The following is a 16,208-nucleotide window of genomic DNA, read 5'->3' on the forward strand; positions in this document are numbered from 1 at the left end:
AGCGGCGCGCGAGAGATTTTAGGCGAGCAGCTCACGGTGCAGATTGCCAAGCGCAGCGAACTGCACACCTTCAAGGTCATGCCCAAGCGATGGATTGTCGAGCGTAGTTTTGCTTGGCTGGAGAAGAACCGAAGGCTATGGAAGAACTGCGAGCGCAAACTCAACACCAGCCTGCAGTTCATCCATTTGGCCTTCTTGGCACTGTTACTCAGAAGATTGTGAACAGGTTCTAAGGGACGGGTTTTGCCAAGGCCCGGCACCTGCGCATATGGCGCGTGCGCTGCTTGCCCTGCCTGCAGATGCGGTTGACGCCTCGCTGCGGGCGCGCGAAGCCAGCTTGCGCGATGCCGTGTATGTGGCCGCACCCGGCCTGGGACGGCGCGCTGACTTCACCGTGGTTGCGGGTGATCTGACGATCCGCTCGTTCGAAAGTGCTGATCCCGAGAAAACGGTGTACCTGGTCTGGTCGGTGAAATGCAGTGCGGACGAGGCAGGTCTTGCGTGCCAGTCAGGCAAAGGACGCAAGGCTTATCGCGTCACCAAGGACGGCACCGCACGCGATGTGAGTGCAGCGGTATTTCCGCCAGCGCCCAGCCTGACTGCACAAGATGTTGCCAGGCAAAACGATCACGGCGGCTCGGAGCTTTTTCTGTTCGACGACAAGTTGCCCGTGGCACCGACAATGCGATGGCTGATGGAATTTGATCCCGACCAGCCGCTTGCCACCGACGACCCGAAGCGGGTCGGGTCTTACGCCCATTTTGGTTTTCTTCGATGGACAGGCGAGCGCTTCGAGCTTGTCCAACGGATACCTAGAGCGCAGTGGCCGTGTCGCCAGCAGCGCACAGGCGAACCGGCATGTGCGGATTATCCAGAGGGTGAGGACCGTTTCATCAGCGAGTGACCACTTCTGCAAGGAGCATCGAAATGGCGAGATCCAACGATTTAGACATCCGTGCAACGGCCGACCAGATTTCTGCGTTGTTCAACGCCAATCAACAGGCCGAGGCGCTGCTCATGCTTGAGGAGCGCAGACAAGGCCAGTCAGAGGTCGTGCGCGACGCGTTGGATCGCTATGTTGGCGTAGCGTCCGCCGGTGCGATCGCCAATCAACAACAAGGGCCCGTCTCCGCTGCGGATGCCAGTGTGTTGCAACGCTTGCAACAAGCCGCGTCAAACCAGCCAGCAATTCCGCCGCAGGCGCAAATGACTGCCTTGAGCGACGCACAGCGCTATGACGTTTACGCCAGCATCGTGCAGGTAAGAGGTAACGAGGCCGCGCACGAGGCACTCTCGTGACCCAACGAGCGCGTGGTGCTGGGACTTCGCCAGGAAAACTCAACGCTTGCGGCCATGCAGGATCGTGCGCATGCCGGAAGCCTGCGTAGCGACGATCCTGCAACCCCTGCAATCAATGAAGCCCAGGGCGGCACGGGTGTCTACAACGATCGCCTAGTCGTGCTGTGGAAGGATGCCGATGGCACGCGTCATACGCAGGTTGCCCAGCAAGCAAACACCGAGCCGACAGCGCAATACGATCATCATGCCGGCAACACGGGGCGGCGCCCGCGTGCGGAAGGCGGCATAGAGAACAGGACATTTGCGCCGTCGCCGGGCTTTGAGAGCATCACCAGGCCAAGGAAGATCGAAGGCGAGGACGTCAATGCCGATGGCATCAGGGATCTTGGCCGCTTGAGCGAGGGCACCATCGAGATGCGGATGGGGCAGCACCCAAATCCCAGCCGGCCAGGCACCCAAGACAATGCATTACGCCCAAGTCAGGCGGCAGTCGATGCAGGGAGGGGCGGCGTACAGCGGGATAGCAATGCGGACGGCTGGTTTGATCAAGCCGATCTCAACGGTGGGCAAAATCTCAACGACACCTTCAAGATTCATCGCGGTTCCAGCGGCAGTACCGATTCGGCTGGCTGCCAGACAATTCATCCAGCCGACTACGATGGGTTCATCGCGGCGGTTCAAGGCAACCCCGCGCAGACGCGCTGGCAATACGTGCTGACCAGCACTACACCCGGGCCGGTGCGGGAGCAGCAACAGGACCAAGGGCGAGGGCGTGAAGGGGTACAGCCAGGGCAGGAACCGCCGGGGCATCGGCCGGCCCAGCCGCAGCGGCAGAACGGCGGGCCTGCAGCGCCGGTGCCTGGGAGGCCACGACATGCAGACGCAGAAGACGCCCACCCCGCGCCTCATCCGTTGCATGCACAGGCCAGCACCTTGGTTGGCCGGTTGGATGCCAGCATGGGCCGCGCCAGCGATGCGCACAGGGAGCGGATGAGCGCCAGCCTGGCCCACTTGGCGAAGGAGCATGGGCTTGAGCGGATCGACCATGTATTGCTGAGCAACCAGACACCGCGTGCAGCGGCTGGTGCCACCGTCTTCGTGGTGCAAGGCGAACCAAGCAATCCGGCCCACCTACGCGCTAGCATGCCCACCGACATGGCCGTCAATACGCCGGTAGAGCAATCACTGGCAAAGCTGCAAGAGCTCGATGCGCGTACGTTGGCGCAAGCGCAGAGTCAGGCACAGGAAAGATCGGTGGCGCAGGAAGAGGTGGTCAGGCCCCGGAGTATTGGGTGAGGTCGTCAGCTCCCACCCTTCGGCCGTGAACCAGTACTAGGGTTCGCTTCCAAAAACCCGCTTGCAAAAATTAGCCGCTCGACCGATATTCCATATTCCGGAATATGGAATAAGGCGGGCTTGGCTATGGAATTGAAGCCCCAGGATCTGGTGGTGCTCTACAAGCAGGTCGCGCAGGCGGACCAGGCCTGGACATATGCCGCCCTTGGAGAAGCACTGGGCATGAGCGCCTCTCAGGTGCATCGCAGCGTCAAGCGCGCGGTGGCATCCGGTTTGGCACTGGAAAAAAGCCGTGGCGAGTGGGAGACGGTGCGCACGGCGCTGCACGAGTTTGCGGTCCACGGCGTGCGTTATGCCTTTCCTGCCGTCATCGGGCCGCTAAGGCGTGGCATTCCTACGGCCTTTGGCGTGCCCCCATTGTCCACTGCGATTGCCAGCGCCCCAGGGGATGCACCGGTGTGGCCAAGCGCGCAGGGCACAGCCAAAGGCCCTGGCTTGTCGCCGTTGTCGGCCGGTGTGCCCAACGCTGCGCTGGCCGACCCTGCCTTGCACCAACTGCTGGCGCTGCAAGACGCCCTACGCAGCGGGCGTGCCCGCGAGCGCACGCTGGCAGCGCGCTATCTCAAACAATTGCTGGGGCTTGGCGATGCGCTCTGACGATCCCAATTTGCCGCATCTGCTGGTGATTGCGGATGCACTGGGCGAACTTCGCGACCAGGTGGTTTTCCTCGGCGGCGCAGTCGTTGGCCTGCTGGTATCGGATCCATTGGCGGAAAGCGTCCGCGCCACCTATGACGTCGATGCGGTGGTCAATCTTGATTGGGCCCGGTTCCGCGGTATCGAGGCGCGTGTGGAATCGCAGGGCTTCGCGCGCGAGATGCAGCCGAACCGGCACGCGCAAGCGTTGTGCTTCAGTGTCTACGTGCCATTGCATCGGCGTAGCTGCGACATCGTCGGCTCAGGTCTGCAAAGAAAACATTGAAGCGCCGGCGCTCGCTTGCGATAATGCATCGCAATTGCAACGCACTGGGTTTGCCATGAAATCCGCATCTCTTCCATCGCTCCGGGTAGATCCCGCGCTGCGCGAAGCGGCCGAAGCCGTGTTGCAGGAGGGTGAGACGCTTTCCAGCTTTGTCGAGCACTCCGTGCGCGCCCAGGTGCAGCAGCGGCAGCAGCAGGAAGCCTTCATTGCGCGCGGGCTGGCCTCGCGTGATAGCGCCAAGGCGTCCGGTCGCTACATCGACACCAAAGATGTGATGACCGGCTTGCAGTCCCAGCTAGACAAGACACGCAACGGCTGATCCAGGGTGCGCTTCAACGTCCGTTTTACTAAGGAGGCGCGTGATGATCTTGCGCGGCTCTACGACGACCTGTTGCAGCGGGCTGGAGCCGATTTCGCTGTGGCCGAGCGCGCTTTGCAGTTCATTGGTGATGGCATCACCGTGCTTGAAGTGGCACCGCTGAGCTGTCGTAAAGTTCGCCAAGGCGACCCTTTTCAGCGTGAGCTGGTGATTGGCTTCGGCCCAAGTGGCTATGCGCTGTTGTTCGAAGTCCAAGACAAGCAGACGGTGCTCGCGCTCGCAGTGAGGCATCAGCGTGAAGACGACTGGTGCTAAGGTCTTGCGACGAAGAATGTATACAAAATTTTGAATTTAAGAAGAGGGTCGTGATGGCACGGATGTGGATGGTGCGCGGTGAGGGCGGGAGCTTGTACGAAGCATTTCGCGAGCAAGGCGTGGTTGCAGTAGGTTGGACTCAGCTCGCGGCTGAGGCCAAGCCAGGTGTTGATCGCAAGCAATTAATCGCGATTTATCAGGCTGCTGAGCCATTGGCCAGACCTGGTACCGTCATTTCCGGAGCCTCGCAGGTATGGCGTTTCGTAAATGAAATTCAGCAAGACGATTGGGTCATTACTTACTCGCCAGCGAATCGCCTTTACGCAGTTGGCACTGTGGCGGGGCAGGCGGAGTACCTCCCTGAGTCGGCCGAATCAGGGATAGCGCTTGCGCGCAAGGTGCAATGGCTGCAGCAGGAGCTTCCCCGCGATCACCTGGGTATCTCAACCAAGAATAGCCTTGGCTCCACACTGACATTGTTTGAGGTGCCGCCCAGTGCCGCCGACGAGATATTGGCAGTGCTCAAAGGTAAGCCGGTACAGGAGATCGAACAAGCGCTGGACGAAGCCGTTGCCGACCCTCTTGCAGGTATCGAATCCCAGGCGCTTGAGCGCATAAAGGATCTGGTCAGCGAGCTTGGCTGGAATGACATGCAACAACTTGTGGCCGGCATTCTGCGAGCGATGGGTTACAAGACCCAGGTCTCGCCTCCCGGCTCGGACCGTGGGAAAGACATCGTTGCATCGCCCGACGGGTTTGGCTTCGAACATCCACGTATTGTCGTAGAGGTTAAGCATCGTAAGGGGCAGATGGGTAGTCAGGAAATTCGCAGCTTTCTTGGTGGGCGCCACAAGGATGATCGCGGTTTGTATGTCAGTACCGGCGGCTTCAGCAAGGATGCGCAGTACGAAGCCGATCGGGCGTCCATCCCATTGGCGCTGTGGACGCTGGACCATGTGGTGCGCGCGCTGATCGAGCACTATGCGGCTACCGACGCCGAAACAAAACGCATTGTGCCGCTGAAGCGGCTTTACTGGCCCGCCTGAAGCCAGAGGAAGAAAAAGTGACATCTACCGAACAAAAGATCGAGCGCTTCATCGCCGCGTTGGCTTCGCTTGGCGGCAGCGCGGGCAATCAACGCCTGCGTGAGGAATTGGGCTGGCAGGACAGCACCTACCAACGCATCAAGCAGCAACTGATCGACGACGGCCGCATCCGCGCTGGTCGGGGGCGAGGTGGATCGGTTGCCTTGACGGCGGCGATACAAATGCCAGCTGCGCCCAATGTTGCACCCGAGCCAAAGTCGGCACGGGCCAAACCTGCGGCTGCAACTCTCAAGAAGGAATCTGTGTCCGAACTCGACTACGCCGACAAGCTCTGGAAAACCGCCGACAAGCTGCGCGGCAACATGGAGCCCAGCGACTACAAGCACGTTGTGCTCGGCCTGATCTTCCTCAAGTACATCTCGGATGCCTTCGAAGCCCGGCACGCGGCATTGCTGGCCGAAGATCCACAGGCTGCAGAGGACAAGGACGAGTACCTCGCCGAGAATATTTTCTGGGTTCCCAAGCAGGCGCGTTGGTCGCACCTGCAGGCAAACGCCAAGCAATCGAGCATCGGCACGCTGATCGATGACGCCTTGCGCGCTATCGAGAAGGACAACGAATCGCTGAAAGGCGTGCTGCCCAAGGACTACGCGCGCCCCGCGCTCAACAAGGTGATGCTGGGCGAACTGATCGATCTGATTTCCGGCATTACACTTAACGACAAGGGCGCCAAGTCCAAAGACGTGTTGGGCCGCGTGTACGAGTATTTTCTCGGTCAGTTCGCAGGCGCCGAAGGCAAGCGCGGCGGCGAGTTCTACACACCGCGCAGCGTGGTGCACACCCTGGTGGAGATGATCGAGCCTTACAAGGGCCGCATCTACGACCCCTGCTGCGGCAGCGGCGGCATGTTCGTGCAGAGCGAGAAGTTCGTCAACGAGCACGGCGGGCGCATCGGCGACATCGCCATCTATGGGCAGGAAAGCAATTACACGACCTGGCGCCTGTGCAAGATGAACCTTGCCGTGCGCGGCATCGACAGCGACATCCGCTGGAACAACGAGGGCAGCTTTCATAAGGACGAACTACGCGACCTGAAGGCTGACTTCATCCTGGCCAACCCGCCGTTCAACATTTCCGACTGGGGCGGCGAGCGCCTGCGCGATGACGTGCGTTGGGCGTTCGGGCCACCGCCGGTGGGCAATGCCAACTACGCCTGGTTGCAGCACATCGTCCATCACCTCAGCCCGCACGGCTTTGCTGGCGTTGTCCTGGCGAATGGCTCGATGAGCAGCCAGCAAAGCGGCGAAGGCGACATCCGTAAGGCGATGATCGAAGCCGGCGTGGTCGATTGCATGGTCGCCCTGCCTGGGCAATTGTTTTATTCCACGCAGATTCCGGCCTGCCTGTGGATTCTGGCCAAGGACCGCAGCAATGGCCTCGTGCTAAAGAGCAAGTTGCGCGACCGTCGCGGCGAAATCCTGTTCATCGACGCCCGCAACATGGGCACATTGGTTGACCGCACCCGGCGCGAATTGAGCGATGCCGAGGTGGCCAGGATCGCAGCGACCTATCACGCATGGCGTGGCGAGCAGGATGCAGGCGACTACGCTGATATCGCCGGGTTCTGCAAGTCCGCCCCGCTGGACGAGGTGCGCAAGCACGGCCATGTACTCACGCCGGGCCGCTATGTCGGCGCAGCGGCGCAAGAGGATGATGGCGAACCGTTTGCGCAGAAGATGCAGCGGCTGGCAACGCTGTGGCGGGAGCAGCAGCAGGAAGCGGCGAAGCTTGACGCAGCGATCGAGATGAATCTGAAGTACCTGGGGTTCTGACAGGAGAGACATGATGAACGAGAAACTCGACCTCACAGCACTGCGCAATGCGGTGTCTTCGCTGGAAGACAGCCTGGGCGTGGTCAGCGACAGCGCCTGGTTCGACCAGCAATCGAAACAGGTGAAAAACACCCTGGTGGCAGGCGTCATCCAGAATTTCGAGTTCGTCTATGAAATCGGCATCAAGATGCTCAAGCGCCAGATCGAGGCCGAATCCGCCAGCCCGGAGGAGGTAGATGAAACCAACTTCCGTGAAGTGCTGCGTGTGGCTGCCGAAAAGGGCTTGATCGCCGACGTGGAGGCCTGGTTCAAGTATCGGCAGATGCGCAACATCACCGCGCACACCTACGACCACGAAAAGGCGAAGAAGGTGTACCAGGGCACCCTGGACTTTATCGTCGATGCGCGCGACTTGTTGCAAAAGCTGGAAGCACGCGATGTCTGACACGCCCAATATCGACATCCGGCCCGATCATTGGCAGATCGTGCGCGACATTCTGCGCAAGCATGTGCCGAAATATGAAGTATGGGCTTTCGGTTCGCGGGCCAAATGGCTAGCCAAGCAGTATTCCGACTTGGACCTCGCGATCATCACCGATCAGCCCTTGGCGCTGGCGATCAGCGCGGCGCTGGCCGACGATTTTTCTGAATCGGATCTGCCGTGGAAGGTGGATGTGGTGGATTGGGCGACGACTGGTGATTCGTTTCGCAAGATCATTGAGCGTGACAAAGTGATAGTGCAGGAGAGCGATAGTTACTTGGGTATGAAAAGAGGGTGGCCTAGGCGACAATTGAAAGACTGCGCCAAGTGGTATTCAGGTGGCACCCCCAGCAAAGGCGTTGCCTCTTATTGGGGCGGTGATATCCCGTGGATCAGCTCTAAGAGCCTAACCAGTTTCTTCGTTTCTGATTCGGAAGATAGGGTTACCAACGAGGGTGCACATAATGGAACACGCCTTGTTCCAAAGGACAGCATTCTCTTCGTCGTTCGAGGAATGAGCCTTAAGACTGAATTTCGGATGGGTATCGCAACGCGTCCGGTCACTTTCAACCAAGATGTGAAAGCGCTTCTTGCAATCAACGATGTTTTGCCCGCGTACTTGGCATACGCTATAAAATCTAAGACTAACGAAATTCTTCAGATGGTTGGCGAAGCGGGTCATGGAACTGGCGTATTGCCGACGGATCGTATCCAGTCCCTAGAAATCCCTATCCCTCCTATTGCAGACCAACGTGCCATCGCTGGCATTCTCGGGAATCTTGACGAAAGAATCGAACTGAATCAGCGTATGGATCAGACACTGGAAGCGATGGCCCGCGCCCTGTTCAAGTCCTGGTTCGTGGACTTCGACGGCGTGGCACCAGAGGACATGCAGGAATCGGAGCTAGGTTTTATTCCGAAAGGTTGGCAAGTCATCGCGTTTGGCGACGTGGCGCAACAAGTAAAAGGCACAGTCAACCCCATGACCTCGCCCGAGGAAACGTTCACTCATTACAGTTTGCCCGCGTTTGACGTTGCTCAACTGCCTGTACGAGAGTTAGGCGAAGCCATTAAAAGCAATAAGACCCCTGTGCCGAATGAATGCGTGCTTGTATCCAAACTCAACCCGCACATTCCGCGTATATGGCTGATTGGTGGTGCGGGGCATAACGCAGTCTGCTCGACAGAGTTCATAGTTTGGATGCCTAAGAAACCGGCAAACAGCGCGTTCGTATATGTACTGGCCTCGTCATCCGAGTTCAATAGTGCTCTGCGTCAGCTCGTTACTGGAACTTCTAACAGCCACCAGCGTGTCAAGCCTGAGCAGCTTGCGAATATTCGCGTCATCGCAGTGAATGATGAAGCAATTTCAAAATTTTCCGCACAGTCTAAGCCATTGATGGAGAAGCTACTCCATCACCGCCTGCAATCCCAGCAACTCGCCCAGCTGCGCGATACCCTACTCCCCAAACTGATTTCCGGTGAGGTGCGTATCAAGGACGCCGAACGCCTTGCGGAGACCGCCTGATGGCCTTTCTATCCGAAGCGGCAATCGAACAGGGCCTGATTCAGCAGCTCGGAGCGCTGGGCTGGTCGGCCACTGGCGATGAGCTGATCGGCCCCGACGGCAAGACGCCGGAGCGTGACAGCCATGACCTCGTCATTCTCCAGCAACGCCTGGCCAGCGCCGTGGCGCGGCTTAATCCGCATCTGCCGCAGGAGCCACGCCAGGAGGCCATTCGCAAGCTGACCCAGCAGGAGTTGCCCAACCTGCTGGAGGAGAACCGCCGCCTGCATAGCCTGCTGATCGACGGTGTGGACGTCGAATACTTCGCCGCCGACGGCGTGCCCCGCGCAGGAAAGGTGCGCCTGCTCGATTTCGATGATCCCGCCAACAACGACTGGCTGGCGGTGCGCCAGTTCGTGGTGATCAGCGGCTCGCACAAGCGCCGGCCGGACGTGGTGCTGTTCGTCAACGGCCTGCCGCTGGCGGTGATCGAACTGAAAGCGCCCGGTAGCGCAGGTTCGAATTTGGTGGGTGCGTTCAACCAGTTGCAGACCTACAAGCAGCAGATCCCCGCGTTGTTCCATACCAATGCGGTGTTGGTCACTTCCGATGGCATTGCCGCGCGGGTCGGCTCGCTGTCCGCCGACCTGGAGCGCTTCATGCCGTGGCGCACCACCGACGGCAGGCAGGTGCTGCCCAAGGGGCAGCCGGAGCTGCCAACGCTGATCCAAGGGGTGTTTGCGCCGCAACGGTTTCTTGAGCTGCTGCGCTGGTTCACCGCCTTTGGCGAAACCGGTGGTGGACTGGTCAAGATCATTGCCGGTTACCACCAGTTCCACGCGGTCAACCACGCGGTGGAATCGACGATTCGCGCCTCACGCAGCGCCGTTGCCGAAGATCCAGCCAAGTACGGTCTGGCCAGCGTCAACACACAGCCGGCAGGTGATCGCAGAGCAGGCGTGATCTGGCATACGCAAGGCAGCGGCAAGAGCCTGCTGATGGCCTTCTATGCCGGGCGGCTGGTGCAGCACCCGGCGATGCGCAACCCGACGCTGGTGGTGCTGACCGACCGCAACGACCTGGACGACCAGTTGTTCGGCACGTTTTCGATGTGCAAAGCGCTGCTCCGGCAGACACCGGTGCAGGCCGACAGCCGCGAGGATCTGGCGCGCCTGCTCGACCGTGCCAGCGGTGGCGTCATCTTTACCACTTTGCAGAAGTTCGGCGAAGTGGAGGCGCCATTGACCACGCGCCGCAACGTGGTGGTCATTGCCGATGAAGCGCACCGCAGCCAGTACGGCCTGAAAGCCAAACTGGACGCGAAGACCGGCGTGGTCTCGTATGGCTTTGCCAAATACATGCGCGATGCGCTGCCCAATGCCTCGTTCATCGGCTTCACCGGTACACCCATCGAAGCGACCGACGTCAATACCCCCGCGCTGTTCGGCCATTACATCGATGTCTACGACATCAGCCGCGCGGTGGAAGATGGTGCAACTGTCCCGATCTATTACGAATCGCGGCTGGCGCGCATTGAACTGGATGAAGACGAAAAGCCCCATCTGGATGCCGAGGTCGAGGCCCTGTTCGAGGGGGAAGCCACGGATGAAAAGGAAAAGCTGAAAGGGCGGGCAGCGGCGGTGGAGCGGCTGGTCGGCAGCCAGAAGCGGCTGGCTCTGGTGGCGCAGGACATGGTGACGCATTTCGAAGAGCGTGTGGCTGCGCTGGATGGCAAGGCGATGGCGGTGTGCATGAGCCGCGAGATCTGCGTTGACCTTTATAACGAGATCGTCAAGCTGCGCCCGCATTGGCACAGCGACGACGACACGCTGGGCGCGGTCAAGATCGTGATGACCGGCGCGGCCAGCGACCCGCCGCAATGGCAGCAGCATATCGGCAACAAGGCCAGGCGTGATGCCTTGGCCCGCCGCGCCAAGGACCCGGCCGACCCGTTGAAGCTGGTGATCGTGCGCGACATGTGGCTGACCGGCTTCGATGCGCCTTCCATGCACACCATGTATGTGGACAAGCCGATGAAGGGGCATGGCCTGATGCAGGCCATCGCGCGGGTCAATCGCGTGTTTCGGGACAAGCCGGCCGGCTTGATCGTCGACTACATCGGTATCGCCCAGAACCTGAAATCCGCACTGGCGCAGTATTCGCCCCAGGACAAACAGAACACCGGCATCGACGAAGCGCAGGCGATCGCTGTGATGCGGGAGAAGTACGAAGTCGTGCGGGACATGTACCACGGCTTTGATTACCTCACCGCACTGAATGGCACACCGCAGCAGCGTCTGGCGATGATGGCCGGTGCGATCGAGTGGATCCTCGATCAGCAGCAGCAATGGGCGGCTGCGGCAAGCAGCGACGATGGCAAGAAGGCAGCGCAACGCCGCTACCAGGACGCAGTGCTGGCCTTGTCCACGGCCTATGCGCTGGCCTCCGCCTCGGATGAGGCGCTTGCGGTGCGTGAGGAGGTGGGCTTCTTCCAGGCGATCCGCGAAGCCTTGGTCAAAAGCGCGACGGGTTCAGGCGTCAGCTCGCAGGAGCGCGATTTCGCCATCCGCCAGATCGTGAGTCGTGCGGTGGTCTCCACCGAGATCGTGGATATCCTCAAAGCCGCCGGCATCCAGTCGCCGGACATTTCCATCTTGTCCGATGAATTTCTTGCCGAAGTGCAGCGGATGGACAAGAAGAACCTGGCATTGGAAGCGCTGCGCAAGCTCATCAACGACGGTATCCGTTCGCGCAGCAAGCGCAACATTGTGGAGACAAAGGCGTTCTCGGAACGGCTGGAAGATGCGATTGCGCGCTACCACGCCAATGCCATCACCACTGCCGAAGTCTTGCAGGAACTGATCCGCATCGCCAAGGACATCCGCGCGGCACGTGCGCGTGGCGAAGAGACAGGGGCTGAGCGAGGATGAGATCGCCTTCTACGATGCGTTGGCAGAAAACGAATCTGCGGTGCAGGTGATGGGCGACGATGCGCTCAAGGTCATCGCACACGAGCTGCTGGTGAGCCTCAAGGGCAGCGCTTCGGTGGATTGGGCGCGCCGCGATTCGGCGCGTGCGCGCATGCGCGTGCTGGTGAAGCGCATCCTGCGCAAATACGGCTATCCACCTGATTTGCAGGATGCCGCGGTTCGCACGGTATTGCAGCAGGCAGAAGCACTCTCTGCTGCCTGGTCTGCATGAGTTGCGCTATTGACGCCAGACGATAGCAGTAGCAGGATTTCACTACGGAGCCTCGGAACTCCTCGTACAGCGGCTTGCCACCTCCGAAAATGGTGGTTTCTCTTGATGCGAGAGATCCTATGACCGAGGCTCATCGTCAACCCAACGCCGGAGCTGGCTACTTTTTGCCAGAAAACGCGCAATACCGCCTGCAGCAACTACGCGACCACATGCGGTTTTTGGCGCGTCTTGCGCAGCCGCGTACGCAGGCCGAAGAGCAGGCGAGGCAGCCAGCCATCCGCTTGGACGAACTGGCGTGCTGCCTGGAGCTGCTGGCCGAGCAGGTAACGCAGGCGCTGGCACAGGTGCAGTGGCCCGCGCGGCTTGAGTCCGGCGCCGCTGACAGTGAGCGTGCCGACGCTGGGGAGGTCGCATGAGTAGGCCCGTAATGGCATCGCCCCGCACACGCCGGCGGACAGGGGATGACATGCAGCGTGATGCGTTTGCCTTCGGCATCACGATGGAGCAGGTAGATGCGCTGGATCAGTTGTTGCTGACCATCGCCGCCCATGGCGATGTGATCGCTGCCGGCAACGCCGACCGGCTGGACCGCCGCACATTGCCCGTGTTGGGCAGCGCGATCTTTGATGCGGCCGGTGCCGTGCGCACCATCCTGGGCCAGTTGGAGCTTCAGCGGCTTTGATGGACTGTGAGTGATGTCCGGACGCCTGCTATGGCGTAGCACTGCTGTAATGGTGGTAATTGTTCATTGGACGGTCTATGCAACCCATCGTGTCGAATTGAACAAGCGAATTCGAGTAATCGGACCCGCAGTGGCGATGGTGTTGGTTTATAGCGGGGGATTGTCAGGCTTGGTCGATGTCAGCGTTCGCAAACTCGGCATCGGCATGTTGCCTGGAGTGCAGCTGCAATTGACCGAGCAAGGCTGCCAGATCGTCAAGGTGAGTTGGGGTGACGCACGCTGCGAGCGAGCGCAGCCAGAATTGTCGGTCTTTGTGCTGCCGGCAGTTGATGTGCTCACCCGATTGGGCTCGGACTTCTATGTGGCGCCGCCCGGCGGGCTCGCCGACGAACACGAGCCACGCTTCCTGATTCCTGCAAGTCAGGTGCTGAGTTGGAGCAGAGTTGAGGCAGTCAAGAAGCCGCATGCCGCCGCCGCAGTACCTGTCAAATGAGTGACGGCGCGCGCGCCGAACGTTGACGGCGTCTGAGCGATTGTGGTGTTTCGCTGCGCTCGATTACCGAGTGCCGTAGGCAATCATCCGTACGGCGCGGTAGCAATTCGCTACACCGGCGCAGACTTCAAAATCCCCGACAAACTCTCGCGCAGGATCAACTGCAAATGCATGCGGTTGAGTTCCATGACCGCTGGTCATGACGTTGTGCAGGCCGCCGCACATGGCGGCGACGGCGAAGACGCGGGCCTGGAATTCCTGTTCGCTGCTGGCCGGGTCGGCGTGGCCGCGCAGCAGGCGCTTGAGCAGGGCGCTGAGGTGTTCGATCAGCGATGCGCTCTGCCGGCGCATAAAGGCGGCCAGCACGGGGTCGCGCAGGGTGGCCAGGTGCAGTTCCAGGTCGATGCGGGTGCGCTTGATGTTGATTTCCTGCAGCAGCCAGTCTTCGAGCAGGCCGGCGATGAAGTCCACCACGTGCACGTTGGCCGGGCGTTCCACCAGCCACATCTGGCGGATGGCACGCATGTAGTTGCGCTCCAGCAATGCGCGCACTAAGGCGTCCTTGTCTTCGAAGCGCAGCAGCAGGCTGCCGCAGGAGACCTTGGCGCGTTCGGCGATTAGCTCGAAGCTGGTGGCGCCCAGGCCAATCTCATCGATGCATTGTTCGGTGGCGTCCAGCACCTCTTCCAGGCGCAGTTCTTCGCGCTCTTTCGCCGTGCGTAGCAGCAGAACGTTGGACATGGGGAGCAGGTAGGCGGGGGGCTGCAGTATAGCGGCGTTGCGTTAGTCATCCGTTGCGTTCGCTTGGCTGTAGGCCATTGGTCATGGGGGCTGCGTGCGCTGCGTTGCAGTTCGTGCCAGAGCGCTGATCGACCGGTTTTTCACGGCGGCTGTGCGACACGTGATGCTCGGTTGCAGGAGATGCATGTGAGTGAGAACAGTGCGGTTGCAGGGGTGTCGGCGCAGTGGCCGGCGCGGTTGTGGGTGGTGCGGCATGGGCAGAGCGCGGGCAATGTGGCGCGCGATGTGGCCGAGGCCAATGGTGCGGCACTGATCGACCTGGAGCATCGCGATGCGGATATTCCGCTTTCGGCCTTGGGCGAGCGCCAGGCAGAGGCGCTGGGTGCGTGGATGGCCGGGTTGCCCGAGCAGGAGCGGCCGACGCTGATTTTGAGCTCGACCTATGTGCGTGCACGGCAGACCGCTGCGGCAGTGGCGCGGGCGCTGGGCCAGCCAGCCGATGCCGTGAGTGTGGATGAGCGGTTGCGTGAGAAGGAATTCGGCGTGCTCGACCGTTACACCACGTCCGGTATTCGCGATGCGTTTCCCGCGCTGTACGAGCAACGTAACTTGGTGGGCAAGTTCTATTTCCGCCCGCCCGGTGGCGAGAGCTGGTGCGATGTGATCTTCCGCCTGCGCAGCATTGTGGGCGATTTGCAGCGCAACCATGTGGGCGCGCGCGTGTTGATCGTGGGGCACCAGGTGATCGTCAATTGCTTCCGTTACCTGATCGAGCGGATGGACGAGGCCACCATCCTGGGCATCGACCGCGAGGGCGATGTGCCCAATTGCGGGGTGACCGAATACGCCGCCGCGGCCGACGGGCAATCGCTGGAGTTGGTGCGGACCAAGTTCGTGTCGCCGGAGCTGGCACAGGAGCCGGTGACCACCGAATCCGACCGGCCGGCCGGAGCACGCTGATGGCCGCCGCCCGCCTGCGCACGTTGAACGCTGCCGCGCTGCGCGCGATGCCGCTGCCACCGCCCGGTGGCGACAAGGAGCAGCGTGGGCGCGTGTTGATCGTGGGCGGCTCGATGCGTGTGCCGGGTGCGGCCTTGCTGGCGGGCGAGGCGGCATTGCGTGCGGGCGCGGGCAAGTTGCAGATCGCCACGGCGGCGAGCGTGGCGCCCGGTATGGCGTTGGCGGTGCCGGAAGCCTTGGTGCTGGGGCTGGCGCAAAACGGGCAGGGCGAGATTACGCGTGGCCATCGTGCGCTGCAGGCGGCGTTGGCCGCGTGCGATGCGGCGGTGATCGGGCCGGGCATGGCCTCTTCTGCGACGACCGCTGCACTGGTGAAGCTTGCTGCGCAGAAGGCGGTATGCACGCTGGTGCTGGATGCGGACGCGTTGTCGCGCACCTTGCGTGCGCCGCCTGGCCGCCCGTTCGTGCTGACGCCGCATGCCGGTGAGATGGCGACATTGGCCGGCGACGACAAGGCGGCGGTGGAAGCGGCGCCCGGTGAGTACGCGCTGGCATTTGCAAAGAAGATGCGCAGCGTGGTCATCGTCAAAGGCGCGGACAGTTTTATCGCCGGGCCAAACGGTGCGCTGTGGGTGCACCGTGGTGGCGTGCCGGGTTTGGGTACCTCCGGGTCGGGCGATACCTTGGCCGGGGTGATCGCGGGTTTCGCTGCGCGCGGTAGCGATGCGCTGACCGCGGCACTATGGGGTGTGTTCGTGCATGCGGCTGCGGGCAAGCAGTTGGCGAAGCGGATCGGCACGGTGGGGTTTCTGGCGCGGGAGATTCCGCCGGAAGTGCCAGGCATCCTGGATCGTTTGTCGCGCGGGTGATTAAGCCCCTCTCCTTGCGGGAGAGCAACTGTCTTGATCAACTGGCGGCGCTAGCCGCCAGTTGATCTCGCATCTTGGCGTTGAGGATGACCAATAATTTGCGCATCGCCGCCACGAGGGCGACCTTGCCCGCTTTGCCCTGCGTGCGTAGCCGCTGGTAAAACTCGCGCAGGGCCGGGTTGAAG

14 protein-coding genes and 6 pseudogenes are annotated in these 16,208 nt (G+C 61.1%); 17 read left to right on the forward strand and 3 right to left on the reverse strand.

The window, feature by feature from the left end; translation table 11 throughout:
• Window positions 1-222 (forward strand): transposase (locus A7D16_RS18305; protein ID WP_153043136.1); only part of this gene is annotated, 222 nt, incomplete at its 5' end.
• Between the two features lie 4 nt (window positions 223-226).
• A pseudogene (locus A7D16_RS18310) lies at window positions 227-904 on the forward strand (hypothetical protein); the annotation flags it as partial.
• A gap of 41 nt (window positions 905-945) precedes the next feature.
• Here A7D16_RS18310 and A7D16_RS21990 read toward each other — a convergent pair.
• Window positions 946-1,164, reverse strand: a pseudogene (locus A7D16_RS21990) (hypothetical protein).
• A 147-nt stretch (window positions 1,165-1,311) separates the two neighbouring features.
• Here A7D16_RS21990 and A7D16_RS24180 point away from each other — a divergent pair.
• The 13 genes and pseudogenes from A7D16_RS24180 (at window position 1,312) to A7D16_RS18375 (ending at window position 13,453) form a co-directional block, all read left to right on the forward strand.
• Entirely contained in the window at window positions 1,312-2,595 is a 1,284-nt protein-coding gene (locus A7D16_RS24180) for an XVIPCD domain-containing protein (RefSeq protein ID WP_338063633.1), read from the forward strand.
• A gap of 126 nt (window positions 2,596-2,721) precedes the next feature.
• On the forward strand, window positions 2,722-3,252 hold the full coding sequence (locus tag A7D16_RS18320) for a hypothetical protein (RefSeq protein WP_064634690.1): 531 nt from the start codon (window positions 2,722-2,724) through the stop codon (window positions 3,250-3,252).
• A pseudogene (locus A7D16_RS18325) lies at window positions 3,242-3,478 on the forward strand (hypothetical protein); the annotation flags it as partial. The gene A7D16_RS18320 and the pseudogene A7D16_RS18325, both read left to right, overlap by 11 nt.
• A gap of 154 nt (window positions 3,479-3,632) precedes the next feature.
• On the forward strand, window positions 3,633-3,896 hold the full coding sequence (locus tag A7D16_RS18330) for a YlcI/YnfO family protein (protein WP_064634691.1): 264 nt from the start codon (window positions 3,633-3,635) through the stop codon (window positions 3,894-3,896).
• Window positions 3,897-3,902: 6 nt separating this feature from the next.
• The gene (locus A7D16_RS18335; RefSeq protein WP_064634692.1) at window positions 3,903-4,211 is read left to right on the forward strand and encodes a type II toxin-antitoxin system RelE/ParE family toxin; all 309 of its coding nucleotides are present in this window, start codon (window positions 3,903-3,905) and stop codon (window positions 4,209-4,211) included.
• A gap of 92 nt (window positions 4,212-4,303) precedes the next feature.
• The gene (locus tag A7D16_RS18340; protein WP_239687042.1) at window positions 4,304-5,257 is read left to right on the forward strand and encodes a restriction endonuclease; all 954 of its coding nucleotides are present in this window, start codon (window positions 4,304-4,306) and stop codon (window positions 5,255-5,257) included.
• 17 nt (window positions 5,258-5,274) lie between these two features.
• Window positions 5,275-7,089: a class I SAM-dependent DNA methyltransferase gene (locus A7D16_RS18345; RefSeq protein WP_275655047.1), complete on the forward strand. Its 1,815-nt coding sequence runs from the start codon at window positions 5,275-5,277 to the stop codon at window positions 7,087-7,089.
• Between the two features lie 13 nt (window positions 7,090-7,102).
• The gene (locus A7D16_RS18350; RefSeq protein WP_239687043.1) at window positions 7,103-7,534 is read left to right on the forward strand and encodes a nucleotidyltransferase substrate binding protein; all 432 of its coding nucleotides are present in this window, start codon (window positions 7,103-7,105) and stop codon (window positions 7,532-7,534) included.
• Window positions 7,527-9,098 (forward strand): restriction endonuclease subunit S, encoded by a 1,572-nt coding sequence (locus tag A7D16_RS18355; protein ID WP_193395484.1) that lies wholly within the window; start codon window positions 7,527-7,529, stop codon window positions 9,096-9,098. The genes A7D16_RS18350 and A7D16_RS18355 overlap by 8 nt, the downstream gene beginning before the upstream one ends.
• Window positions 9,098-12,278: pseudogene (locus A7D16_RS18360) on the forward strand (type I restriction endonuclease subunit R). The gene A7D16_RS18355 and the pseudogene A7D16_RS18360 overlap by 1 nt, the downstream one beginning before the upstream one ends.
• Window positions 12,279-12,397: 119 nt before the next feature.
• Window positions 12,398-12,694, forward strand: coding sequence for an XAC0095 family protein (locus A7D16_RS18365; RefSeq protein ID WP_064634695.1), 297 nt, complete (start codon window positions 12,398-12,400; stop codon window positions 12,692-12,694).
• A gap of 50 nt (window positions 12,695-12,744) precedes the next feature.
• Window positions 12,745-12,960, forward strand: a complete 216-nt coding sequence (locus A7D16_RS18370) for a hypothetical protein (RefSeq protein ID WP_374053767.1) — start codon at window positions 12,745-12,747, stop codon at window positions 12,958-12,960.
• Window positions 12,961-12,973: 13 nt separating this feature from the next.
• Window positions 12,974-13,453, forward strand: coding sequence for a hypothetical protein (locus A7D16_RS18375; RefSeq protein ID WP_153043190.1), 480 nt, complete (start codon window positions 12,974-12,976; stop codon window positions 13,451-13,453).
• Between the two features lie 110 nt (window positions 13,454-13,563).
• Here A7D16_RS18375 and A7D16_RS18380 read toward each other — a convergent pair.
• Window positions 13,564-14,194: pseudogene (locus tag A7D16_RS18380) on the reverse strand (TetR/AcrR family transcriptional regulator).
• A 180-nt stretch (window positions 14,195-14,374) separates the two neighbouring features.
• On the opposite strand from A7D16_RS18380, the gene A7D16_RS18385 reads away from it, so the two are divergent.
• Both A7D16_RS18385 and A7D16_RS18390 read left to right on the forward strand, forming a co-directional pair.
• Entirely contained in the window at window positions 14,375-15,154 is a 780-nt protein-coding gene (locus A7D16_RS18385; RefSeq protein WP_064634698.1) for a histidine phosphatase family protein, read from the forward strand.
• A complete protein-coding gene (locus tag A7D16_RS18390; protein WP_064634699.1) occupies window positions 15,154-16,023 on the forward strand; it encodes an NAD(P)H-hydrate dehydratase in 870 nt (289 codons plus the stop codon). Before A7D16_RS18385 ends, A7D16_RS18390 begins: the two co-directional genes overlap by 1 nt.
• 37 nt (window positions 16,024-16,060) lie before the next feature.
• Here the strand turns inward: A7D16_RS18390 and A7D16_RS22690 are convergent.
• Window positions 16,061-16,208, reverse strand: a pseudogene (locus A7D16_RS22690) (IS110 family transposase); the annotation flags it as partial.

The organism is Xanthomonas nasturtii (genome assembly GCF_001660815.1).
GTDB classification, from domain to species: Bacteria; Pseudomonadota; Gammaproteobacteria; order Xanthomonadales; family Xanthomonadaceae; genus Xanthomonas; species Xanthomonas nasturtii.